Source organism: Pseudenemella bisphenolivorans, assembly GCF_051133435.1.
GTDB lineage: Bacteria > Actinomycetota > Actinomycetes > Propionibacteriales > Propionibacteriaceae > JAAYAO01.
Window position 1 is genome coordinate 933451 of sequence record NZ_JBPGNY010000001.1, and the last position, 22669, is coordinate 956119.

The 22669-nt window shown below is 67.6% G+C and carries 20 protein-coding genes; 10 read left to right on the plus strand and 10 right to left on the minus strand.

Annotation, left to right across the window (positions count from 1 at the left end; genetic code table 11):
* The first annotated feature begins 163 nt into the window (after positions 1–163).
* The gene (locus ACR4XW_RS04590) at positions 164–556 is read left to right on the plus strand and encodes a MarR family winged helix-turn-helix transcriptional regulator (protein WP_434759321.1); all 393 of its coding nucleotides are present in this window, start codon (positions 164–166) and stop codon (positions 554–556) included.
* A 79-nt stretch (positions 557–635) separates the two neighbouring features.
* Here ACR4XW_RS04590 and clpB read toward each other — a convergent pair whose 3' ends face one another.
* The gene (clpB, locus tag ACR4XW_RS04595; protein WP_434759322.1) at positions 636–3212 is read right to left on the minus strand and encodes an ATP-dependent chaperone ClpB; all 2577 of its coding nucleotides are present in this window, start codon (positions 3210–3212) and stop codon (positions 636–638) included.
* Positions 3213–3464: 252 nt separating this feature from the next.
* On the opposite strand from clpB, the gene ACR4XW_RS04600 reads away from it, so the two are divergent.
* The 6 genes from ACR4XW_RS04600 to ACR4XW_RS04625 all read left to right on the plus strand — a co-directional run bounded on the left by ACR4XW_RS04600 (position 3465) and on the right by ACR4XW_RS04625 (position 10381).
* Positions 3465–3662 carry a ferredoxin gene (locus ACR4XW_RS04600; protein WP_434759323.1) on the plus strand — a complete coding sequence of 66 codons (198 nt, stop codon included), beginning with the start codon at positions 3465–3467 and terminating at the stop codon, positions 3660–3662.
* 5 nt (positions 3663–3667) lie between these two features.
* Complete coding sequence (locus ACR4XW_RS04605; protein ID WP_434759324.1) at positions 3668–4645, plus strand: zinc-binding dehydrogenase; 978 nt, start codon at positions 3668–3670, stop codon at positions 4643–4645.
* Between the two features lie 91 nt (positions 4646–4736).
* Positions 4737–6323, plus strand: coding sequence for an aspartate:alanine exchanger family transporter (locus tag ACR4XW_RS04610; protein ID WP_434759325.1), 1587 nt, complete (start codon positions 4737–4739; stop codon positions 6321–6323).
* A gap of 90 nt (positions 6324–6413) precedes the next feature.
* Positions 6414–7817: an aldehyde dehydrogenase family protein gene (locus ACR4XW_RS04615; RefSeq protein WP_434759326.1), complete on the plus strand. Its 1404-nt coding sequence runs from the start codon at positions 6414–6416 to the stop codon at positions 7815–7817.
* Positions 7818–7860: 43 nt separating this feature from the next.
* Entirely contained in the window at positions 7861–8781 is a 921-nt protein-coding gene (locus tag ACR4XW_RS04620) for an alpha/beta hydrolase (protein WP_434759327.1), read from the plus strand.
* A gap of 1 nt (position 8782) precedes the next feature.
* Positions 8783–10381, plus strand: coding sequence for a flavin-containing monooxygenase (locus ACR4XW_RS04625; RefSeq protein ID WP_434759328.1), 1599 nt, complete (start codon positions 8783–8785; stop codon positions 10379–10381).
* Between the two features lie 46 nt (positions 10382–10427).
* On the opposite strand, the gene ACR4XW_RS04630 is transcribed toward ACR4XW_RS04625, so the two are convergent.
* The 6 genes from ACR4XW_RS04630 to add all read right to left on the minus strand — a co-directional run bounded on the left by ACR4XW_RS04630 (position 10428) and on the right by add (position 15914).
* A complete protein-coding gene (locus ACR4XW_RS04630; RefSeq protein ID WP_434759329.1) occupies positions 10428–12152 on the minus strand; it encodes an N-acyl-D-amino-acid deacylase family protein in 1725 nt (574 codons plus the stop codon).
* A 29-nt stretch (positions 12153–12181) separates the two neighbouring features.
* Positions 12182–12592 (minus strand): Zn-ribbon domain-containing OB-fold protein, encoded by a 411-nt coding sequence (locus tag ACR4XW_RS04635; RefSeq protein WP_434759330.1) that lies wholly within the window; start codon positions 12590–12592, stop codon positions 12182–12184.
* A 1-nt stretch (position 12593) separates the two neighbouring features.
* Entirely contained in the window at positions 12594–13796 is a 1203-nt protein-coding gene (locus ACR4XW_RS04640) for a thiolase family protein (protein WP_434759331.1), read from the minus strand.
* Positions 13796–14218 (minus strand): hotdog family protein, encoded by a 423-nt coding sequence (locus tag ACR4XW_RS04645; RefSeq protein ID WP_434759332.1) that lies wholly within the window; start codon positions 14216–14218, stop codon positions 13796–13798. Before ACR4XW_RS04645 ends, ACR4XW_RS04640 begins: the two co-directional genes overlap by 1 nt.
* Positions 14219–14227: 9 nt before the next feature.
* Positions 14228–14722: an FAS1-like dehydratase domain-containing protein gene (locus ACR4XW_RS04650; RefSeq protein WP_434759333.1), complete on the minus strand. Its 495-nt coding sequence runs from the start codon at positions 14720–14722 to the stop codon at positions 14228–14230.
* A gap of 166 nt (positions 14723–14888) precedes the next feature.
* A complete protein-coding gene (gene add, locus ACR4XW_RS04655) occupies positions 14889–15914 on the minus strand; it encodes an adenosine deaminase (protein ID WP_434759334.1) in 1026 nt (341 codons plus the stop codon).
* 113 nt (positions 15915–16027) lie between these two features.
* On the opposite strand from add, the gene ACR4XW_RS04660 reads away from it, so the two are divergent.
* Positions 16028–16882: a CPBP family intramembrane glutamic endopeptidase gene (locus tag ACR4XW_RS04660; RefSeq protein ID WP_434759335.1), complete on the plus strand. Its 855-nt coding sequence runs from the start codon at positions 16028–16030 to the stop codon at positions 16880–16882.
* Positions 16883–16897: 15 nt separating this feature from the next.
* On the opposite strand, the gene ACR4XW_RS04665 is transcribed toward ACR4XW_RS04660, so the two are convergent.
* Genes ACR4XW_RS04665 through ACR4XW_RS04675 form a run of 3 tightly spaced genes read right to left on the minus strand, consistent with a single transcriptional unit; the run spans position 16898 to position 21692 of the window.
* Complete coding sequence (locus ACR4XW_RS04665) at positions 16898–19417, minus strand: CaiB/BaiF CoA transferase family protein (protein WP_434759336.1); 2520 nt, start codon at positions 19415–19417, stop codon at positions 16898–16900.
* Positions 19414–20517: an acyl-CoA dehydrogenase family protein gene (locus tag ACR4XW_RS04670; protein WP_434759337.1), complete on the minus strand. Its 1104-nt coding sequence runs from the start codon at positions 20515–20517 to the stop codon at positions 19414–19416. Before ACR4XW_RS04670 ends, ACR4XW_RS04665 begins: the two co-directional genes overlap by 4 nt.
* A complete protein-coding gene (locus ACR4XW_RS04675; protein ID WP_434759338.1) occupies positions 20514–21692 on the minus strand; it encodes an acyl-CoA dehydrogenase family protein in 1179 nt (392 codons plus the stop codon). The genes ACR4XW_RS04670 and ACR4XW_RS04675 overlap by 4 nt, the downstream gene beginning before the upstream one ends.
* Before the next feature lie 133 nt (positions 21693–21825).
* Between ACR4XW_RS04675 and ACR4XW_RS04680 the strand changes: the two genes are divergently transcribed.
* Both ACR4XW_RS04680 and ACR4XW_RS04685 read left to right on the plus strand, forming a co-directional pair.
* A complete protein-coding gene (locus ACR4XW_RS04680; protein ID WP_434759339.1) occupies positions 21826–22188 on the plus strand; it encodes a YidH family protein in 363 nt (120 codons plus the stop codon).
* Positions 22188–22538, plus strand: a complete 351-nt coding sequence (locus ACR4XW_RS04685) for a DUF202 domain-containing protein (protein WP_434759340.1) — start codon at positions 22188–22190, stop codon at positions 22536–22538. Before ACR4XW_RS04680 ends, ACR4XW_RS04685 begins: the two co-directional genes overlap by 1 nt.
* Positions 22539–22669 lie beyond the last annotated feature (131 nt).

Here is a 22669-nt window from a genome sequence, read left to right on the forward strand (position 1 = left end):
TGCGACTGTTCAACTTATTGACAGCAAGTGAGACGGTCGCTAACGTCCGACGCGTCGTACTACCGAGGGATCTTCAATAATGACGAACCGTCACAAGGCTATGGCGGCCCTTTCGGCACTCACCTACGAATTCCACAGTTGGCATGCAGAGGGACTCCGGGAAGTGGGCCTGACCCCGGTGCGGGCCCGCGCCCTCTACGGACTGTATGCCCAAGGCCCCCAGCGTCAGCACGCGCTGAGTGCGATCGCCGGATGTTCGCCCCAGCAGATGAACGGCATTCTCGAAGCCCTGGAAGCGCGCGGATACATCGTCCGCAATCCCGATCCGAAGGATGGCCGGGCGACCAATATCTCCCTGACCACCGATGGTTGGACGCTGGCCAGCGTCATCGACACCTTGCGCCAGGACGCCGCCGGTGAACTCTTCGGCAGTTTCGACGATGACACCTTGGTCAAGTTCACCGAGGTTGTCGACAAACTCCTCGAGCGGATCAGTGAAACCGATATGTCGGTTTCCTCGGCCCAGGAACGGGTGCGTCTTTCCCGCGGCGGCTGAAAGCCGCATACCGATGAACGGGCGGCCCGAGGAATGATCCCCGGACCGCCCGCTTTTCATGTCGGCAGCTTTTCGGCGATCAGCCGGCCACCAGCGAGTCGGTTTCGGCGTCCAGATCGAACACCACCCGGCCCCCTTCGGGCAGATCACCGGCCAGCACCTTGCGAGCCAACTCGTCCTCGATCGTGGTCTGCACCAGGCGGCGCAACGGACGGGCACCGTAGACCGGGTCGTACCCGGTGCGGGCCAGCCAGTCCTTGGCCGCGTCGGTGGCCTCGACCTCGATCCGGCGATCGGCCAGCCGCTGGTTCAACCGGCGCAGGTTGATCTCCACGATGTGCGACAGATCGTCCACGGTCAGCGGATCGAACATCACGATGTCGTCGAGTCGGTTCAGGAACTCCGGCTTGAAGGACTGGCGCACCACGCCCATCACCGCCTCGTTCTTCATCTTCGCGTCCAGATTCTGATCGGCCAGGAACTGCGAACCCAGGTTCGAGGTCAGGATCAGGATCACGTTGCGGAAGTCGACCGTGCGGCCCTGTCCGTCGGTCAGTCGACCGTCGTCGAGCACCTGCAGCAGGATGTCGAAGACCTCGGCGTGGGCCTTCTCCACCTCGTCCAGCAGGATCACCGAGTAGGGGCGACGACGCACCGCCTCGGTGAGCTGGCCACCTTCCTCGTAACCGACGTACCCGGGCGGAGCACCGACCAGGCGCGAGACGGTGTGCTTCTCGGAGTACTCGCTCATGTCGATCCGCACCATCGAGTGCTCGTCGTCGAAGAGGAACTCCGCCAGGGCCTTGGCCAGTTCGGTCTTACCGACACCGGTGGGCCCCAGGAAGAGGAAGGAGCCGGTGGGCCGGTTGGGGTCGGAGATGCCGGCCCGGGCGCGGCGCACCGCGTCGGCCACCGAGACCACCGCAGACTTCTGGCCGATCAGGCGTTCGCCGATTCGGCTCTCCATCTGCAGCAGCTTCTCCGATTCACCCTCCAGCATCCGGCCGACCGGGATCCCGGTCCAGGACGCGACCACCTCGGCCACGTCGTGGGAGCTCACCTCGTCGGACACCATCGGCTTGGTATTGCGCTCGGCCTCGTCGGCGGCCTCGAGTTCCTTCTCCAGTTCCGGAATCCGGCCGTAGAGAATCTCCGAGGCCTTGGCGAAGTCACCCTCACGCTGGGCCCGGTCGGACTCGGTACGCAGGGCGTCGATCTGCTCCTTGAGCTCACCCACCCGGTTCAGGCCGGTCTTCTCGGCCTCCCAGCGGGCCTCCAGGCCACGCAGTTCCTCCTGGGCATCGGCGATCTCACCCTCGAGGCGCTGCAGCCGCTCCCGGGAGGCAATGTCCTCCTCCTTCTCCAGGGCGAGTTGCTGCATCAGCATCCGGTCCAGCGTTCGGCGGAGCTGATCGATCTCCTCCGGTGAGGAGTCGATCTCCATCCGCAGCCGCGAGGCTGCCTCGTCGATCAGGTCGATCGCCTTGTCGGGCAGTTGGCGGGCGGTGATGTAGCGGTTCGACAGGCTCGCCGCCGACACCAGGGCGCCGTCGGTGATCTTCACCTTGTGGTGGGCCTCGTAGCGTTCGCGCAGACCACGCAGGATCGCAATGGTGTCCTCCACGCTGGGCTCACCGACGAAGACCTGCTGGAAGCGTCGCTCCAGGGCCGGGTCCTTCTCGATCCGCTCGCGGTACTCGTCCAGGGTGGTGGCACCGATCATCCGCAGCTCGCCTCGGGCCAGCATCGGCTTCAGCATGTTGCCGGCGTCCATCGCGCCTTCACCGGAGGCACCCGCACCGACCACGGTGTGCAGCTCGTCGATGAAGGTGACGACCTGACCCTCGGCCTCCTTGATCTCGGTGAGCACCGCCTTGAGGCGCTCCTCGAACTCGCCGCGGTACTTCGCCCCGGCCACCATCGCGGCCAGGTCGAGCGACACCAGACGGCGGCCCTTCAGCGAATCGGGCACGTCCCCGGCCACGATCCGCTGGGCCAGGCCCTCCACCACGGCGGTCTTGCCCACGCCGGGTTCACCGATCAGCACCGGGTTGTTCTTGGTGCGCCGAGCCAGCACCTGCACCACCCGACGCACCTCGGCGTCGCGTCCGATCACCGGGTCGAGCTTGCCTTCGCGGGCCCGTTCGGTCAGATCCACCGAGTACTGATCCAGCGCCGAGGACCCACCCTCGGCCTCGGCCGAGGTGACCCGCTTGTCACCACGGGCCTCGTTGAAGGCGTTGGTCAACGCTTCGGCGGTGACGTTCAGATCCGCCAGCAGCTTCTTGGCGTCCGAGTCGACGGTGGCCAGGGCGATCAGCAGGTGCTCGGTGGCGACGAACTGGTCGCCGAGCCGGTCGGCCAGGTTCTCGGCCTCGGCCAGAACCCGGGCGAAACCGCCCGAAAGCACCGGCTGGGTCACCGAGCTTCCCTGCGCACTGGGCAGTTTCTTGATCGCCCCCTGGGCCGCGGCGTCGACGACCTCGGGCGAGGCGCCGATCGCGGTCAACAGGGAGCCGACGGTGTTGTCCGGCACCATCAACAGCGCATGCAGCAGGTGCTGCGGTTCGCAGTTGGGGTTGCCGGCGGTCAGGGCATTGCGCAGGGCGGCCGAGACAGCATCCCGGCTCTTGGTGGTGAGCGAATTCGTATCCATCAGGTTCCTCTCTCAGCCTCGTGGCGATTGGTGGCAAGGACCCAACACGGCTCGAGCACAAACAATCCTGTACCAGCCCAGTCTTGTACCAGCACAGTCTCGCGGAGGCCGGATCGGCAACCAAAGTTGAGTCACATACGCTCAACAATGAAATTGGGGGTTTCATTCCGGAATTCCACAGGTGTTGTCCCACTCGCCCTCCCGCCGGCCCGCGCCGGGTGGGAAGATCGACCGAACACCACGAGGAGAGGGATGACGATGAAGATCGTTGTTGATTTCGAACAGTGCGACAGCAATGGCCTGTGCTGCGAACAAGCCCCCGAGTTGTTCCGCTTGGACGACAACGACTTCTTGGAGGTGCTCAACGAGAACCCCACGCCCGACCAGACCGACGCCGCCGAGCGGGTCGCCCAGGCCTGCCCGAAGGCAGCCATCGAGTTGGTCGACTGACGCCGATGTGGGCTTACCGTCTGGTGCGTCCGCGCACCTTCGAACGGGTCGAGGTGCCGGCACCCTCCGCCGCGGACGTCCCCGACCGGCATGTCCTGTTACGGGTGCTGGCGGGAGGTATCTGCGGCAGCGACTTCCCCTTCTTCGCCGGCCGCAATGTGATGCATGCCGATGACGACGGCTCCGGAATCGCCCCGAATGTGCCCGGGCATCCGTTGCACGAGGTGGTCGGTGTGGTCGAATACTCGAATCACCCCGATCATGCGGTGGGTGATCGGCTGGTGGGCTGGGCAACTCGCCTGGACGCGCTGGCGCAGTACTGCATCTCCCACGGTGACGAACTGGCCGACTGCCCCACCGATCTGGCGCCTGAGACCGCGGTCATGATCCAGCCTCTGGCCTGTGCCCTGCAGCCGATGCGGGCCGCCGAGGTGGCCGGCAAGAGCGTCACGGTGATCGGTCTCGGGCCGATCGGACTGTTGTTCGCCCACGCGGCCAAGACCTTGAGCGCGGCGAAGGTCACCGGTGTCGACCCGGTCGACCGCAGCGATGTGGCCGACATCTTCGGGCTGGACGAGGTGATTCAGGCCCACAGTGGCCGCTGGGCGGCCCGGCTCGGCCCCGACGAACTCTCCGAGGTCGTGGTCGACGCCGTCGGACACAACCCCGGAACCGCCAACGACGCCCTGCTGGCGACTGCCTTCGGTGGCCGGGTGGTGCTCTTCGGGGTGCCGGACGATGACTACTACCCCTTGCCGATGAAGACGTGGTTGCGGCGCAATCTGACCGTCTGGTCGGGCACCACCCGCAACCGCTCCCGGGCCCTGCAGGATGCCGCGGAGTACCTGGCCGAGCACCCCGAACTCGTCGAGCATTACGTCACCCACAGCTTCGACGTGCACGACGTGCAGCCGGCCTTCGACACCGCCAGCATCCCCAGAACCGGCCAGTTGAAGGTGACCCTGCGGGTGCCTTCGGGATGAGGTCGGTCGGGTGAGCGGTGGTGCTAGGCTCCCGACTTGATCCCATGGGCCCGACCAACGTCAATTCGCGGCCACAGCGGCGAGGAGGATGATGGTCCCGGTTCTCACCTGGCTTGCCAACCACCCCGAAGCTCTGCTGTTCGCGCTGGTGGGGGTGGGCTCGGCGATCGGCCGGATCTCGGTGCGCCGGATCTCCCTCGGCGCGGCGATGGTGCTGTTCCTGGCGATCGCGGTATCGGCCCTGGGCACCTCGTCCGGGGTGGAATTGGAGATCCCGCCCAGCATCGGACACCTCGGTCTGGGACTGTTCACCTTCTCGGTCGGTATCTCCTCGGGAGCCGCCTTCTTCAACAGCCTGCGCACCCAGTCGGTGGCGATGCTCGGGGTGGCCGTGGCGATCGTGCTGGGGGGTGTGGTCACCTTCCTGGCCGCACCACTGCTGGGGCTGCCGCGGGACGTGGCGGCCGGCACCTTCGCCGGCGCGCTGAACAACACCCCGGCCCTGGCCGCCGCGGGCGGCACCGGTGCGAACACCGTCGGCTATTCGGTTGCCTACCTGTTCGGTGTGATCGGCATGCTGGTGGTCCAGCAACTGGCCCTGCGGCATGCCTCCGAGGACGCCGACGCCCCGGCCCCGCTGGTGCAGAAACACGTCGCGGTCGAGCGGATCAACCCCGGCACCACCGTGGTCGACTTCGAGGAATTGCACGGCCACCGCATTTCGCTCACCCGGGTGCGGGCCAAGAAGGACGGCCCGATCGAGCTGGCCCGCGATGAGGTCGTACTCGAGGTCGGCGACGTGCTGACCGTGGTCGGCCCGCGCGATGTGGTCGACGAGGTGGTGCGCGAACTCGGCCGCGAGTCGAAGGACTACCTGGCCTACGACCGGGCGTCCCTGGACTTCCGGCGGATCACTGTGTCGGACCCGAAACTGGCCGGCCGCACCATCGACGAACTCGACCTGGAGGCCAGGTTCGGGGCCACCGTGTCGCGGGTGCGCCGGGCCGATATCGATGTGGTCGCCCACCCCGGTTACGTCCTGCAGTTGGGTGACCGGGTGCGGGTGGTCGCCCCGCGCACCGCGATCCGCAAGGTCACCGCCTACTTCGGTGACTCCTCGCGCGGGATGACGATCATCAACCCGATCGGGCTGGGCACCGGGATGGCGCTCGGCTTCGGCCTGGGAGCGATTCCGATTCCGCTGCCGGGCGGCAGCACCTTCACCCTCGGGGCGGGGCTGGGCTGTCTGATTCTCGGCCTGGTGATGGGCCGACTGGGCCGGATCGGCCCGGTCTCGACCACCCTGCCGTTCACCGCCACCGCGGTGATCAGTGAACTCGGCCTGCTGCTGTTCATCGCCCAGGCCGGCACCCGCGCCGGTGGGCAGATCCTGACCGCCTTCGCCTCCGGTGAATGGTTGGCGATCCTGGCGCTCGGCGTGTTGATCACCTCCACCACAGCCCTGTCGGTGTTCTTCTTCCAACGCCGGGTGATGGGCTCGGGTGGCACCGTGCTGTCGGGTTTCCTGGCCGGCACCCAGACCCAGCCGGCCCTGCTGGCCTATGCCAACGACCGGATGAACCACGATTTCCGCGTGTCCACCGGCTACACCACCGCCTATCCGACCGCGATGATCACCAAGATTCTGGTGGCCAGCGTGCTCGGCCTGTTGGCCTGATCGCCTTCCCACTACCGCTGGGCGGTAGCTGTCCTTGCGCAGAGACCGCTTTCCGAACAAGTTGGGCGAACCAGCGAGCAGAGGACGGGAATGAGCAACCGGCAGAAGCTGTACATCAACGGCGAATGGGTCACCCCACACGGAACCGAAACCTTCGAGATCATCGATCCGCGCACCGCCACCGGTGTCGACACGATCGTGCTCGGCGACGAGCAGGACGTCGACGCCGCGGTGGCCGCGGCCCGAGCCGCCTTCGAGGGTGAGGAGTGGCCACTGGCCGAACGGGTGGCCACCTTGCGCAAGGTGGCCGAGCTGATCACCGAACGCACCGAGGAATTCGCCGACCTGATCTCGCAGGAGATGGGCGCCCCGGAGGCCTTCAGCCGTGCCGTGCAGGTGCAGTTCCCGCTGCGGGTTCTCACCACCACCGTCGACATCGCCGAGAAGTTCGACTTCGACCAGCCGCTCGGCCCGTCCACCCTGGCCCACGAGCCGGTGGGTGTGGTCGCGGCGATCACCCCGTGGAACTTCCCCCTGCATCAGGTGGTTGCCAAGGTCGCCCCGGCCCTGGCGGCCGGCTGCCCGGTGGTGCTCAAGCCCGCCGAGCTGACCGCCCTGAGCGCGGTGATGTTCGCCGAGGTGATGGACGAGGCCGGGGTGCCGGCCGGTTGGTTCAACCTGGTGCAGGGTCGCGGCCCGGTCGCCGGTGCGGCGCTGGCCAAGCACCCGGACGTCGACATGGTCACCTTCACCGGTTCGACCGCGGTCGGCCGCGAGATCGCCGCGCTGGCCGCGGCCACGATCAAGCGGGTCACCCTTGAGCTGGGCGGCAAGTCGCCCGCCCTGTTGCTGGACGACCTGGACGACGAGGGCTTCAAGGCCGCGGTGCTGCGGGCGCACGGCTTCTCGCTGTTCAACTGCGGGCAGACCTGCGCCTCCTGGACCCGGCTGATCGTGCCCGAGGACCGTTACCAGCAGACCCTGGAGATTCTGCGCGAGTCGGCCGCCAACGTCGCCCCCACCCTCGGCCCACTGGTCTCGCAGACCCAGTGGAACCGGGTGCACGACAAGCTGAAGCTGGCTTTGGACGAGGGTGCCACCCTGGAGATCGGCGAGGTCGAGGACGCCCCCGGTGAGGGGTACTGGATGTCACCGAAGGTCTTCGGCCGGGTTGACCCGCAGGCCGAGATCGCCCAGCAGGAGACCTTCGGCCCGGTGCTGGTGGTGCAGACCTACACCGATCGGGACGAGGCGGTGCGGTTGGCGAACTCGACCATCTACGGCCTCAGCGCCGGCGTGTTCGGTGCCGACCAGGAGGAGGCCTTCCGGATCGCGCGCAAGATCCGTTCCGGCAGCGTGCACGTCAACGGGGTCAACACCAATCCGTTGGCGCCCTTCGGCGGTATGGGCCAGTCGGGCTACGGCCGCGAGTACGGCGAGCTGGGTCTGCGGGAGTTCCTGGAGATCAAGTCGATCCAACCGCCCGGCGAATGAGCACCTCGTCCCACTGAACAGCCCACAGCACCCAGGAGTATCCGTGGCACTCGACCAAGCAACCCAGGCATTGCTTGCCCAACTGGCCCAGGCCGGGGGCAAGCCGATGCACGAATCGACCCCCGAGGAGGCCCGGCAGAAGATGGCCGGTCTGGCCCGGATCTCCCCGCCGGGGCCGGAGATGGCCCGGGTGGAGCGACACACCGTGGAGTCCTCGGGCCAATCGGTGATCGTGCTGGCGCCCGAGACTCCGCGCGGGGTCTTCCTGTGGTGGCACGGCGGTGGCTGGGTGATCGGTTCTCCGGACGAGCACGAAACCCTGGGCCGGCATCTGGCCGAGGCCACCGGCTGCACCGTGGTGCTGGCCGGCTACCGGCTGGCCCCGGAGAACCGGTTCCCGGCCGCCCTGGAGGATGCCCTGGACACCCTGGGCTGGGTGAATGCCCGACGTTCGGAGTTGGCCGGTGCCGATGACGCCCCGCTGTTCCTGGCCGGGGACTCCGCCGGCGGAAACCTGGCCGCGGTGGTGGCCCGGCACGCCCGCGAGTTCAATCTGCCGATCGCGGCCCAGGTACTGGTCTACCCGGTGGTCGACCACGATTTCGAGAACGCCTCCTATACCGACCCGGCGAACCAGTTGGCCTTCAACATCGACACCATGAAGTGGTTCTGGGATTGCTATGCCGACCCGGCCGACCGCGACCACCCCGATGTCTCCCCCGCCCGGGCCGATGACCTCACCGACCTGCCGCCGGCGGTGATTCTGACCGCCGAGCACGACCTGCTGCGCGACGAGGGCGAGGCCTATGCCGAGGCCCTGCGCGGGGCCGGGGTACCGGTGGAACATCGTCGCTTCGACGGGCAGATGCACGGCTTCTTCCAGATGACCGGGGTGCTGCCGTCCAGTGCCGAGGCGATCGAGTGGGTCGGACAGCAGGTCCGCACGATTCTGGACGGCCGCTGAGATGGGTACGTCACATGAGGTGGACGTGGTGGTCGTCGGGGCCGGCTTCAGCGGTCTCTATGCGGTGCACCTGCTGCGCAAGCAGGGCCTGAGCATTCAGGGCTTCGAGGCCGGGGACGACGTCGGCGGTACCTGGTACTGGAACCGCTACCCCGGAGCCCGCTGCGATATCGAGTCGATCTACTACTGCTACTCCTGGGACGAGGAACTCGCCCGGGAATGGCAGTGGTCGGAACGCTATGCCGCCCAGCCCGAGATCCTGGCCTACGCCAACCGGGTGGCCGACAAGCACGACCTGCGCTCGTCCTTCATCTTCAACACCAGGGTCGAGGCCGCCGAATGGGACGACGAGGCTCGCCGCTGGACGGTGCGCACCTCCGACGGTGAGACCTGGTCGGCCCGATTCGTGGTGCTGGGCGTGGGCGCCCTGTCGGCGGCGAACATCCCCGACATGCCGGGGCTGGCCAACTACACCGGCGCGATTTACCACACCGGACAGTGGCCCCACGAGGGTGTCGATTTCAGCGGCCTGAAGGTGGGGGTGATCGGCACCGGCTCGTCCGGCATTCAGGTCATTCCGAAGATCGCCGAACAAGCTGCGTCGATGACGGTCTTCCAGCGCACCGCGAACTTCACGATGCCGGCCCACAACACCCCCGCCGACCCCGAGCAGCATGCCGAGGTGGTCGAGGATTGGGCCGGGGTGCGGCAGCGGATGCGCCAGTCCTCCTACGGGCTGGACGTGGAACCGCCCACCCAGTCACTGCTGGAGGTGCCGGTCGAGGAGGCCCGGGCCACCTTCGACGAGAAGTGGCAGGAGGGCACGCTGACCTCGATCCTGCAGGCCTACAACGACATCGTGCGCAATCCCGAGTCGAACCAGATCGCCGCCGATTACGTCCGCGACAAGATCCGCGAGATCGTGCACGACCCGCAGGTGGCCGAGGACCTGGTTCCCAGTGGGTACCACTTCGGCACCAAGCGACCCTGCCTGGACACGAACTACTTCGACACCTTCAACCGCGAGAACGTCGAGTTGGTGAACGTGCGCCGCGACCCGATCGTCGAGGTGACCGCCACCGGCATCCGCACCGAGGAAACCGAGCGGGAGTTCGACGCGATCGTGTTCGCCACCGGTTTCGACGCGATGACCGGCCCGGTGCTGTCGATCGACATCCACGGTCGGGAGACCACGATGGCCGAGAAGTGGGCCGACGGCCCGGTCGGTTACCTGGGCCTGCAGTCGGCCGGCTTCCCGAACCTGTTCACCGTCACCGGCCCGGGCAGCCCCTCGGTGCTGTCGAATGTGGTGGTCTCGATCGAACAGCATGTGGAGTTCATCGCCGACCTGCTGGCTCACCTGCGCGAGCAGGGTGCCGAGGTCGTCGAGGCAACCCCCGAGGCCGAGACCGAGTGGAGTGACCACGTTCAGCAGGTGGCCGGGTACACCCTGTACCCGCAGACCGATTCCTGGCTGATGGGGGCCAACATTCCGGGCAAGCCCCGGGTCTTCCTGCCCTACATCGGTGGGGTCGGCAACTTCCGCGCCAAGTGTGACGCGGTCGCCGCCAACGGCTACGAGGGTTTCCGAATCAGCTGAGCAAGCGCCGTGGTCCGGCCGTTCAGGCCGGATTCGGCTCGGCCGTTCAGGCGGCCGGATTCGGTTTCGCGCCGCGCACCAACCGTCCCGGCAGGGCCCCGGTCGGTTCCCCGTCCCGGTAGGTCTCCTGCCCGGCGACGATGGTGTGTCGGTATCCGTCGGCCCGCTGCAGCAGGCGGCGGCCACCGGCCGGCAGGTCGTGGTGCACCTCGGGACGGTGCAGGTGCATCCCGTCGAGGTCGATCACGTTCACGTCGGCCCGGTAGCCGGGCTTCAGCAGACCCCGGTCGAACAGCCCGACCGCCTCGGCGGTACGGCGGGCCTGGGCGCGCACGATGTACTCCAACGGCAGGCGGCCGCGTTCCCGGTCGCGCACCCAGTGCTGCAACAGGGTGGTCGGGAAGGACCCGTCGCAGATCGTCCCGACATGGGCACCGCCGTCGGACAGTCCCGGAATGATCGCGGGGTGTTCCAGCAGTTCCTTCAGCCCGTCCAGGGAGCCGTCCACGTAGTTGGCGAAGGTCAGGTACAACATGCCGTGGCCCTCATCGGCGAGCATGATGTCGTAGGCGAGTTCCTCGGGGGTGACGCCGAGGGCCGCGGCCCGGGCGATGATGTTCTCGCTCGGGTCGGGTTCGTAGTTCGGCGGATCGGCCAGTTCGAACATCTCGTTGAACATGTTCAGGAACCGGGCCCCGAGCACCGGCACGTCGGTGACCACACCGTCGGCCAGGATCGCCTCGCGCACCTCACGGGTGCGCATCGCCGCGACCCGTTCGGGCAACGGCAGGTCGGCGATCTTGAGGTAGCTCGGGTTGTGCCGGAACGGATTCAGGGTGAGTTCGTGGCCCAGGATCAGGCCGATCCCGCGTGCCGACACCTGTCCCTGCACGTCGTGGCCGGCGGCCCGCAGCCGGTCGAAGCCGGCCATGATCTCGTGGTGCCGATCGGGCCGGTTCACCGAGTGCACCACCGACACCGACATCGGACGCCGCGAGGCCCCGGTCATCGCCGCCATCAGGTCCATGTCGACGTCGACATCGTCGAAGTCGGTGACCATCTGCAGGACGCCGGTGCCGGTCTCGCCGATCGCCTCCGCGATCGCGACCAGTTCGTCACGTCCGGCGCCGTAGGAGGTGATCAGTTCACCGTTGATCGACTTGTGGTTCAGGGTGCGTGAGGTGGTGAAACCCAAAGCCCCGGCCCGGATCGCCTCGGCGGTGATCTCGGCCATCTCGGCGATTTCGGCGGCGGTGGCCTGTTCGTGGGCCAGGGCCCGGTCGCCCATCGCCCGCACCCGTACCGCGGCATGCGGCACCTGGGTGGCGAAGTCGAGATCGCGGGCCTTCCCGTCCAGCGAATCGAGGTACTCGCCGAAGGTCTCCCAGTTCCACGGCAGGCCCTCGCTGAGCGCGATCCCGGGGATGTCCTCGACCCCCTCCATCAGCTCGATCAGCCGATCCCGGTCGTGCGGCAGGGCGGGCGCGAACCCGACCCCGCAGTTGCCCATCACCACGGTGGTCACGCCGTGCCAGGACGAGGGCTGGAGTCGTTCGTCCCAGGTCACCTGACCGTCGTAGTGGGTGTGGATATCGACGAACCCGGGGGCCACGATCGCCCCGTCGGCGTCGATCTCGCGGGCGGCGGTACCGGAGACCGCACCCACTTCAGCGATCAGCCCGTCGCGGATCGCGACGTCGGCGGTGAACGGTGCACCGCCGCTGCCGTCCACCACGGTGCCGGCGCGGATGATCAGGTCATATTCGCTCATCGGGATTACCTCAGTTCGATTGGTTCAGCTCAGCTCGCCGGGCGATAGCGCAGCAGGGTGACGTCCCCCTCGGGGCAGAACACGGGTTCCACGCGCATCCCGATCCGGATATCGGCCGGGTCGACGTCGACCAGTTCGGTGCTGAAGCGCGGACCCTCGTCCCATTCGACGACCGCCAACAGTTGCGGCACCGACTCGGCCCAGGGTGGGGCGACCGGACGTTCGGCCACGGTGAAGGTGTAGAGGGTTCCGGCGCCGCTGATCTCACGCCATTCCAGGTCGTCGGCCAGGGTGCCCGGCGCCAGGGTGCGCGGGTAGAACACCCATTGCTCGGACGACGGGGAGTACTGGATCCGGATCTTGTGTTCGGCCAGCCCGTCCCAGAACGGTTGCGAGACCGGGGTCGGTTCGGGCAGCGGCTTGGCCGGTGTTTCGGACATCTCAGTCCCCCCTCAGGATCAGGGCGACCTGTTCGCTCATGATGCCGCCGTTGCCGGTGACGAAACCGGTGTCGCACTTGGGCACCTGGGCCTGATCGGCCCGGCGCATGATCTGACGGGCGGCGTCCACGACGTGGTGCATGCCGCCGGCCATCCCCGCCTGCCCGAAGGACAGTTGCCCCCCGGCGGTGTTCAGCGGGAAGTCGCCGCGGTGGGTCAGGTCGTGTTCCAGCACCCACTGCATGCCCTCGCCCTTGGGGGCGAAGCCGGCGTCCTCCAGGGTCATCAGCACCGTGATCGTGTAGCAGTCGTAGATCGAGGCGATGTCGATGTCGTCGCGGGTCACCCCGCTCATCTCGAAGGCCTTGTCGGCGGCACGCTTGATCGGGGTCTGCAACAGGTGCTCGGCATAGGTCGGGGTCTTGAAGGCGATGTGCTCACCCAGACCGGTGACCCACACCGGGCGATGTTTCGACCTACGGGTCCATTCGACCCCGCCGACCAACACCGCGGCCCCGCCCTGTACCCGCATCACCACGTCCAGCATCCGGATCGGGTCGGCGATCATCGGCGAGGCCAGCACGTCGTCGACGGTGATCGGCTTGCCGTGGAAGATCGCGCCGGGGTGGGCGCAGGCGTTGGTGCGCTGGTCGACCGCGATCTTCGCCGTGGCCCGCGGGTCGTAGCCGTACTCGTGGGCGTAGCGTTGCGCGATCTGGGCGTAGGGCCCGTTCTGACCGAGGTTGCCGTAAGGGATCTCGAACTCGGCCTGCGGGGAGCCGAACTTGTCACTGGACGCCCCGACCCAGCTCGGTGGCTTCGGTGGGGTGCGTTGTGAGGTGGGCAGGATCATCGAACCGGGTACCACCACCAGCACCAGATCGCACAGCCCCAGTTCGACCGCGGCCGCGGCCCGCCAGACCATCCCGGCGGCGGTGGCCCCACCCAGGTCGACCCGTTCGCCGTAGTCCACGGCGATACCGAGGTATTCGGCCAGAGTGGCCGGGGCGAACATGTCCGATTCGGCGACCCCGTGGGTGACCAGACCGTTGACCGCCGAGGCCGGCACGCCGGCATCGTCGAGCACCATCTTGGACAGGTGCGCCCACTGGTCGAGGGTGAACTGCGGCGGACGGGTCTGCTTGCGTTCGGCGGGGAGCTCCGCGATGCCCAGGATCGCGGCCCGTCCGCGCAGGCCGGCCATCAGGCGTCCCGCCTCGGCAACCGGACGGTGGCACTGCCCGGCATCAGCAGGGCCTCGCCGCGGCGTCCGGCCAAATCGAGGCGTACCTCGCCGGTGCTGTCGTCGATCTCGGTGACGGTGCCGCCGAAGGTGAGTTCCTCACCCGGGTGGGCGACCGCCCGGTTCTGGGTGCCGAACTTCACCAGCCGACCCTCGGGTCCGATCCAGTCGGTGACCGCCCGGCTGAGCAGCCCGGCCTGCAGGGGCCCCTGCACCAGCACCTCGGGGTAGCCCTCGTCGGCGGCCCAGCTCTTGTCGTAGTGGATGCGGTGGGCGTTGTAGGTGGCCGCACTGAACAGGAACAGTTGGGTCTGGTCGCAGGTCACCACGAGCGGGGTGATCTCGTCGCCGACCGAGACGTCCTCGAAGTACAACTGGGTCATCTCCACTCCTCAGGGCCGGGCGATCATCGACGTGTCGGCGGTGGCCAGCAGTTCCCCGTCCTGGTTGACGTAGGTGGCCCGCCAGGTGACCAGCACGAAGGGGCCGGAGCGGCCCTGCTTCTGCACGATCGATTGCACGGTGCGTTCGCTGGTGATTTCGTCGCCGTGGTACGCGGGACGATGGAACTCCCAGGACTCGCCGCCGGCCATCCGCTTCGGGGCGTCCGGGAACTGCAGGTTGCCCGACGCCGCCCCCGACGAGCCGTCGGCGCGCAGGTCTTCCAACCTGGTCACGCCCAAGATCGCGTACTGCAGGTACAGCGGTGGGGCGCAGTCCTCGCGCAGGCCGGCCGCACGGGCGGCCTCGGCATCGAAGTAGATCGGGTTGGTCTCCCCCACCGACACCGCCCAGCGTTGCCAGTCGCGTCGACGCACCTCACCGGTGGTGCGGGAGACCACTTCGCCGACCGTGGCCAGCGCTTCTTCGGGAATCAACGACTCCATCGTTGCCTTTCACCTCGTCACTGACCTCGACAGTAGCGAGCAAGCCATTTCCGCCCCAGCGTCGAACCCGGTGATCGGTAGTTACCCGCTGGTTGGTGGTGTCCGCTGGTCAGCAGTGCCCAGGTGGTGGGCAGGGGTGCTTGGCAGTCCCGGTGGTCGGTGCGGCTCAGGGCATCTCGGCCAGCAGGGCGTCCTTCTCCTCGCGCGACATCCAGGAGGCCTCGATCGAGTTCGCCGCGAGCCGGCGCAGATCGTCGGCGGTCAGGTCGATCTGTTCGGCCAACCGCTGGTAGCACTCGGCCACATAGGCGCCGAAGTAGGCCGGGTCGTCGGAGTTGATCGTCACCCGCACCCCGTCGCGCAGCAGGTCGACGATCTCGCGGGCCTTCATGTCGTCGGTGACGAAAGAGTTCGAGACCGGGCAGCAGGTCAGCGCCATCTCACGTTGTTTGGCCAACTCGACCAGCTCGGGATTCTCGACGATGTTCGTGCCGTGGTCGATGCGGTCGACCTTGATGTCGTGCAGTACCTGACCGATGTGGTCGATGCTGCCCTCCTGGTCGATATCGCAGTGCATGGTCAGCAGGTAGCCGGCCTCCCGGGCGGCGGCGAAAACCTCGGCGAACTTGCTGGGCGGATTACCGCGCTCATCGGAGTCCAGGCCGACGCCGATGATCTTGTCGCGGTGGGGCAGCGACTGCTGCAGGGTCTCGGCGGCGCTCTCGGCCGACATGTCGCGCAGGAAGCACATGATCAACGCGGCAGACATCGGCCGGCCGTCCACCCCTTCGGTGTTGGCCTGCTCGACCGCGCGGTAATACCCCTCGATCACCGCTTCGAAGGGCACCCCGCGGGAGGTGTGGGCCTGCGGGTCGAAGAACATCTCGGCCCGGCGCACTCCGTCGTCGGCCGCCCGGCGCAGGTAGGCCCAGGCCAGTTCGTAGAAGTCGTCGGCGGTCTGCAGCACATTCATCGCCGGGTAGTACACCGCGAGGAAGCTGGCCAGGGAGTCGAACTGGTAGGTCGCCTCCACCTCTTCGACCGTCCGCTGGCCGATGTCGATGCCATTGCGTTCGGCCAACCGCAGCTTCAGGTCGGGTTCGAGGGTGCCTTCGAGGTGCAGGTGCAGCTCGGCCTTGGGCAGCGAGCGGATGAAGTCGAGGTCTACAGGGGCAGCAGCGGTCTCGGTCATGGGCACCATTGTGTCGAATCGGTTTCCGGCCGAACCGGCCAGGGTCCGTTGCCGCCATCGCACGGTGGCGCGCCGATAGGGTGAGGGCGAGCCGCAGACCACGGAGGACCCAGGTGAACACCACAGCCCGCGCCGAGCGCGTGGACTACATCCACAGCATCGAGGCCCGACTGCCGGGCTGGTCGGTGTCGTTGATTCCGGCCCTGTTGGTCTCGTTGTCGGCCTTCTTCCTGTTCGCCCTGGAATGGCGTCCGGTCGGTTATCTGGTGATGGCCGCCGGCATCGCCCTGTGCACCTGGCTGGACCGGGTGTTGTTGCGCGATCTGCTGCTGATCTGTGTCGGGCTGATCATCGTGTCGACGATCTCGGTGCGCGCGGACGTGAGCTGGCTGAATGTGGTGTTGATGGGCACCGTGCTGACGATGGCGGTGGCGGTGCCCTATCTGCTGTCGCGGTTCGGCTACGGCGACCATGCGGTGCGATTCCAATGGCTGTCCGGGGAGCGCTGGAACAAGCCGATGATCGCCTACCTGATCGCGGTGCCGGTGATCGGCTGGCTGATCCTGCCGACCTACTTCGTCCGCTCGGGTACCTATCTGAACTGGCCGGCCCTGGCCGACTGGACGGAGGTGGCCCGGTTCTTCGTCGGGGTGAACTTCGTCGGCAGTTGGGACGAGTTCTTCTTCATCTGCACGATCTTCGTGCTGTTGAGCCGGCACTTCTCGTTCAAGTTCGCCAACGTCCTGCAGGCGATCATCTTCGTGTCGTTCCTGTGGGAGTTGGGCTACCAGTCCTGGGGGCCGCTGCTGACCACCCCCTTCGCACTGCTGCAGGCCTATCTGTTCGTCAAGACCCGCTCGTTGCTGTTCGTGCTGTGCGTGCACCTGCTGTTCGACGTGATCGTGTTCCTGTCGATCGTCGGGGCGCGTTACCCCGAGCAGTTGCCGATCTTCGTCTTCCTGTGGTGAGCGCCGGTTGAGGCGTCAGGCCAACTGCCGGTCGGTGACCAGGTTGCGCTCGGCCAACTCGGCCAACTCGTCGGCCGAATAGCCCAGCAGGGTGCGGTACACGTAGTCGTTGTCCTCACCGAACCCGCAGGTCACCCGGCCGAAGGCCAGGTCGAAGCCGTCCACCCGCCACTGGTGGCCCGGATAACGATGCGTGCCGACATGGGGATGGTGCTTCTCGACGAAGAAACCGCGGGCCGCCAGATGCTCGTCGTCCAACAGGCGGGTCTCGCTCATCACTTCCCCGGCGGCCACCCCGATGCTCTGCAGGGCCTCGACCACCTCGGCGGCGGTGTGGCCCCGTGACCACCCGGCCAGCCGTTCGACCAAACTCTCGTGGCCGATCCGGTGCTGCTGGACCTCCGGCCCGAGCACCCGCAGTTCGTCGTCGCCGAGCAGGTCGGCCAGCCGGTGCCAGGCTTGGTCACCGACCACGGTGCAGGCAACCCAGACATCGTCCTCGGCGGTGGGCAGGACGTCCTGGAAGCTGTGCGGGTCGCGGTTGCCCAGAATCTCGGGATCGCGGTGGTTGAGCTGGCTGTCGAGGAAGAACTCGCCCAACTCGGCCATCACATTCTCGGCCTGGGCGAACTCGATCACCTGCCCGCGCCCGGTGCGCCGCCGGTGCCGCAGCGCGGCGAGCACCGCGAAGGTGACACCGGCCGGGGCGGCCTCGTCCATGTGGTAGTTCTCACCGGCCGAGCCGGCGTCGTCGCCGGCATAGCCGTCCATCGCCGCGATGCCGACCAGGGAGTTGAAGTTCGGGCCGTAGCCCAGGTAGGTGCTCATCGACCCCGAGGCGCCCATCGGTGGCATTCGGGCGATGATCAGCCGCGGATTGACCCGCAACAGTTCGTCATTGCCGATGCCGAGTTTCTCCAGCACCCCGTTGGAGTTGTTCTCCACCAGCACATCGCTGATCTCGATCAGCTTCAGGAAAGCCTCCCGGCCCTCGGGGGTTTCCAGGTTCATGCAGGCCGAGAGTTTGTTGCGGGCGTGCCAGTTGAACAGGGCGGTGCGGTCGTAGGCCCGGTCGCCGGGATCCTTGTCGGGGTAGGTGCCGCCGTGATAACCGGTGGCCGCGATCGATTCCTTCGAGGTGGCCGCCGACACCTGCCGCGGGGTGCGGTTGTTGCCCTCGGCGCGAATCACCTCCGCGCCCAGGTCGCCGAGCAGGGTGGTGCCGCCGGGCCCCGACCAGACCACGGTGAGGTCGACGACCCGGACGCCGTCCAGCGGCCCGACCTCCGAAGGCAGGTCCTGGCTCGGGGTATCGGAGGCTGCGTTCGTCTCGTCGCGGGGCTTCCAGCCCTCGGAGCGGATCCGGGCGCCGTCCTGATCCAGCAGTGGGGCGGGTCGGCGCAGGGTGAAGCCGCCCTCCATCTGCCAGGGGGTGGCGGCGTATTCGAGGACACCGACCTCGGGATGGTCGAGTTCGGTGAAGGCGCCGCGGTCGCGGAAATGCGGGTGGGCGAGTACTTCGGAGACGGTCAGGTAGGCGGTGACCGGAATCCGGGCGCCCTCGCAGATCTCCATCACCTCGATCTTGGGCCGGGCGCCGATCCATGCGACGACCTTGGCCATGAAGTCCTCGCGGTCCTGCCCGGCGACGGTGCGCATGTTCAGGTAGCGCTCCCGGAAGGCAATGTCCTCGCCGGTGTTGTCGGCGGTCATCACCTCGACGAAGCGGTTCCAGAAGGCCTGGTTGGTGACGTACACCATCACGAAACCGTCGGTGGTGCGGAACGGCCCGGTGAAGGTGGCGCCATGGCGATGCGGGCTGCGCACACCGCGCGGGGCCACCATGCCCGAGTAGGCCGCCGAGACCAGATAGGACGCGCGCCGGTCGGCCCCGGCGAGCAGAACCTCCTGCCCGGAGATGTCGATCACCGCGCCGGTGCCGGCACGTTCGGTACGCAGCACCGCGGCGAGGGTGGCCGCGCCGGCGGAGCGTCCGATCGTGTAGTGCTCCAACAACCCGGGCTTGCGAAGCGGTGGACGGTCGGCCGCACCGGTGGCGTTCATCGGGCCGCCGGCCGCCTGCAGGGTGATGCCGGACGCGACCCGGTCGCGATGCGGGCCGGTCTGGCCGAAGGGGCTGATCCGGGTGATCACCAGGGACGGGTTGATCTCGCGCAACACCTCGGGGCCGAGGCCGAGAGCCTCCAGATGCCCGGGGCGGAAGGATTCGACCAGGGCATCGGCTCCGCGCACCAGGTCGAGCAGTACCTGCCGGTCGGCCTCGTCGGTCAGGTCCAGGGCGATCGACTGCTTGTTGGTGTTCAGGTGCAGGAACAGTGCGCTGCGTTCCGGATGCGGACGGTCTTCGGGGAAGGGGCCCCAGTGCCGGGTCAGTGATCCTTCCCCGGGCTTTTCGACCTTGATCACCTCGGCGCCCAGATCGGCGAAAAGCTTGGTGGCGTACTCGCCCGCGGCCCAGCGGCTCAGGTCGATGATCCGCAGGCCACTGAGCACCTGGTCGGTTGCCCGGTTCACAGACCGACCTCCTCGGCGAGCCAGGTGGCGGCCACATCGGCGTCCCCGCCGCGGGCCCGCAGCACCACCGCCCGTTCCGACCACAGGTGCAGATCGGATTCGCGGACGTAGCCCATGCCACCGTGCAGTTGGTGGGCGGTGAGGGTGACGAAGGGGTAGGCGTCGGAGCTCTTCATCGTGGCGGTGGCGACCTCGTGGCCGGCCTGTTCCCCGCGTCCCACCCAGAAGGTGGCCCGGGCCGCGGCCAGCCGGGCGGCGGCGGTGGCGATGTGCATATCGGCGATGTGGTGCTGTACCGCCTGGAAGGTGCCGATCGCCCGTCCGAATTGCTCGCGTTCGCCCACATAGGCGACGGTGCGTTCGATCACCGCTTGGCAACCGCCGGCGATCTCGCGGGCCTGCAGGGCCAGGGCGGCATGAGCCACCCAGCGCACCCGCTCGATGTCGGCATGGGCCCACACCTGGGCCTCGCTCACCGGAATCCGGTCGAACCGCACCGTGCTGGTCGACCCACCCATCGCCTCGTGGGAGGTGATCTGAGCTTCCGACAGCGGCAGGGCGGTGATCAGGGTGCGGGCCGGGTCGGTGTCGGTGTCGGTGTGACCGGCCACCAGCACCAGTTCGGCCTGGGTCGCGGCCGGCACATGGTGCAGTTCCCCGCTGAGCACCCAGCCGCCGTCCGGGGTCGGTTCGGCCCTCAGGTGGGCCGGACGGTGGGCGTCGCCGGGTTGCCACAGCGCGTAGGTGGCGGCCAGTTCTCCCTCGGCCAGGGCGTCCAGGAGGTCGTCGGGGCCGACCAGGTGTTGGGCGGCGAGCCCGAACACGACCGTGCTGAGCACGATGTCGGGGCACAGGGCACGGCCGGCTTCCTCGGCGAGCAGGCCGAGGGCATCCAGGGAGCTGCCGATGCCGTCCAGGGGTTGGTCGTCGGCGGCCAGTTCGAAGACTCCGACCTTGTGCAGTTCGCGCCACAGCGCTTCGGGCCTGGGGGCGTCGGCGCTGCGTTGCTCGCGCACCAACTCCGGTGGGCAGTGGGTGGTGAAGAGGCTGCGCAGCACACCGCGCAGGTCACGTTCCTCGGTGCTTTCGACCAGTTTCATCGTCCGCTCCTGGCCAGTCCGTGGCCGCGTTGGGCGATCACATCACGCAGTACTTCGTTGGTGCCGGCGCCGAAGCGCAGCAGTGGGGAGATGCGGTAGAGCCGCTCGAACCGGGCCTGGGGTGGGGCCTGCTCGCCGCGACCGGACAGCAGCCCGTCGGAGCCGAGTACCTGCATCGCCACATCGGCGATGCGTTGGCGCAGTTCGGAGGTGAAGATCTTCTCCGCGCTCACCTCGACGCTGGGGATGATGCCGTCATCCAGCAGGGAGGCGGCCTCGTAACCCATCACCCGGGCGACTTCGACGTCGGCCTCGAGTTCCATCAGCTTGCGGCGCAGTACCGGGTCGTCGGTCGGCACCCGTCCGTCGGTGCGGGGCTGCCGGGCCAGGGCGAGCAGGTCGTCCACCGCCCGGCGCAGGTCACCGGCATTGGTGAGGGCGCCGCGCTCGAGATCGAGGGCTCCGGTGATGTACTGCCAGCCCTTGTTCTCCTCACCGATCAGGTTGGTCACCGGCACCCGCACCTGATCGAAGAAGGCGGCGTTGGTGCGGTAATCCGACCAGGCCCAGATCGGACGGATCTCCACCCCCGGCGCGTCGATCGGCACGATGATCACCGAGATGCCCTTGTGTTTCGGGGCCTCGGGATCGGTGCGGACGCACAACCATTCATGGGTGGAACGCTGCGCTCCGCTGTTCCAGATCTTCTGCCCGGTGATCACCCACTCGTCCCCGTCGCGCACCGCCTTGGTGCGCAGTGAGGCCAGGTCGGTGCCGGCATCGGGTTCGGAGTAGCCGACCGCACAGATCATCTCGCCGCGGGCGATCGGCGGCAGGAACTCGGCCTTGTTCTGTTCGGTGCCGTGGCGCATGATCATCGGCGCCACCGAGGTGACGGTCAGGTCGGGGCCGGGCACACCCCAGTACTCGAACTCGCTGACCAGCAGGTGCTGATGGATCGGACTCAGCCCGAGGCCGCCGTATTCGACCGGCCAGTTCAGTCCGAACCAGCCCAGTTCGCCGACCTTGCGGCGGAAGGCGGCGAGTTCACCGTCGGGGTACTCCAGATCGTGTTCGGCCAACTCGGCGCGCAAGGCATCGGTGACGTTCTCGGCCAGAAATGTTCGAACCTCGGCCAACCATTCACGTTGATCGGGGTTCAGGTCGAAATCCATCCGGGCTCCTCGGTCGGCATCCCGGCCGAACCTAAGAAGCCACCCGGCCGGTGTCAACGATGCCTGCCGCCCAACGGAACCACTCGGCGGCACAGTTCGAAAGCCCCACCGGGATCGCATTAGGCTGCCCGACATGGCACGTCGGCGCTTTCCGAAGTCGGTGTATGACACCGGTACCGAACCCGACCCCAGGTTCACCCTGGCCAATGAGCGCACCTATCTGGCCTGGATCCGCACCTCCCTGGCGCTGCTGGCCGCCGGGATCGCCCTGGAGGTGTTGGGCCTGGGGCTGCACGAGGGCTTCCGGATTCTTGCCTCGGTGATTCTGTTGCTGACCGGTTCGGCGGCCGCACCGATGGCCTGGTTCAACTGGGCGCGCTTCGAACGGGCCCTGCGGCAGAACACTCCCCTGCCCCATTCCCCGCTCGCACTGCCGGTGGGCATCGTGGTCGGCATCACCGGGGTGATCGTCCTGCTGGGGTTCATCTTCCGATGATGAACACACCCTTCGATCCGGGCCTGCAGCCCGAGCGGACGATGCTCGCCTGGTCGCGCACCGTGCTGGCGCTCGCGGTCGGATCGCTGGTCTACGCCCGGATCGCGGTGGTGACCATCGGGCTGTGGGCCTGGGCGCTGGCCGGAGCCGGCCTGGCCGTCGCGGTCGTCGTGGCCGTGGAATCGCGCAAACGCTACGGGTACACCCATCGCAGCCTCTCCATGGGTCGGGTGAAGCTCGCCGATGGCCTGTTACCGGCCTTTCTGGCCGCGGCGGTGTTCCTGGCCGGGGTCGTGATCCTGGTGCTGACCCTGGTCGGCCCCAACGCCACCTTCGACCAGCTCCGCTAGTCGTACTGCGGGCCCCGTGGATACAAACGCACCCGATCTGACCCGATAGCGCCCGAAAGCGTCGACTGAGGGCGTTTCGGGTGCGTTTTCAGCCATCCACCCATGACGGGACCGGCTCTGTCGAAAACCTT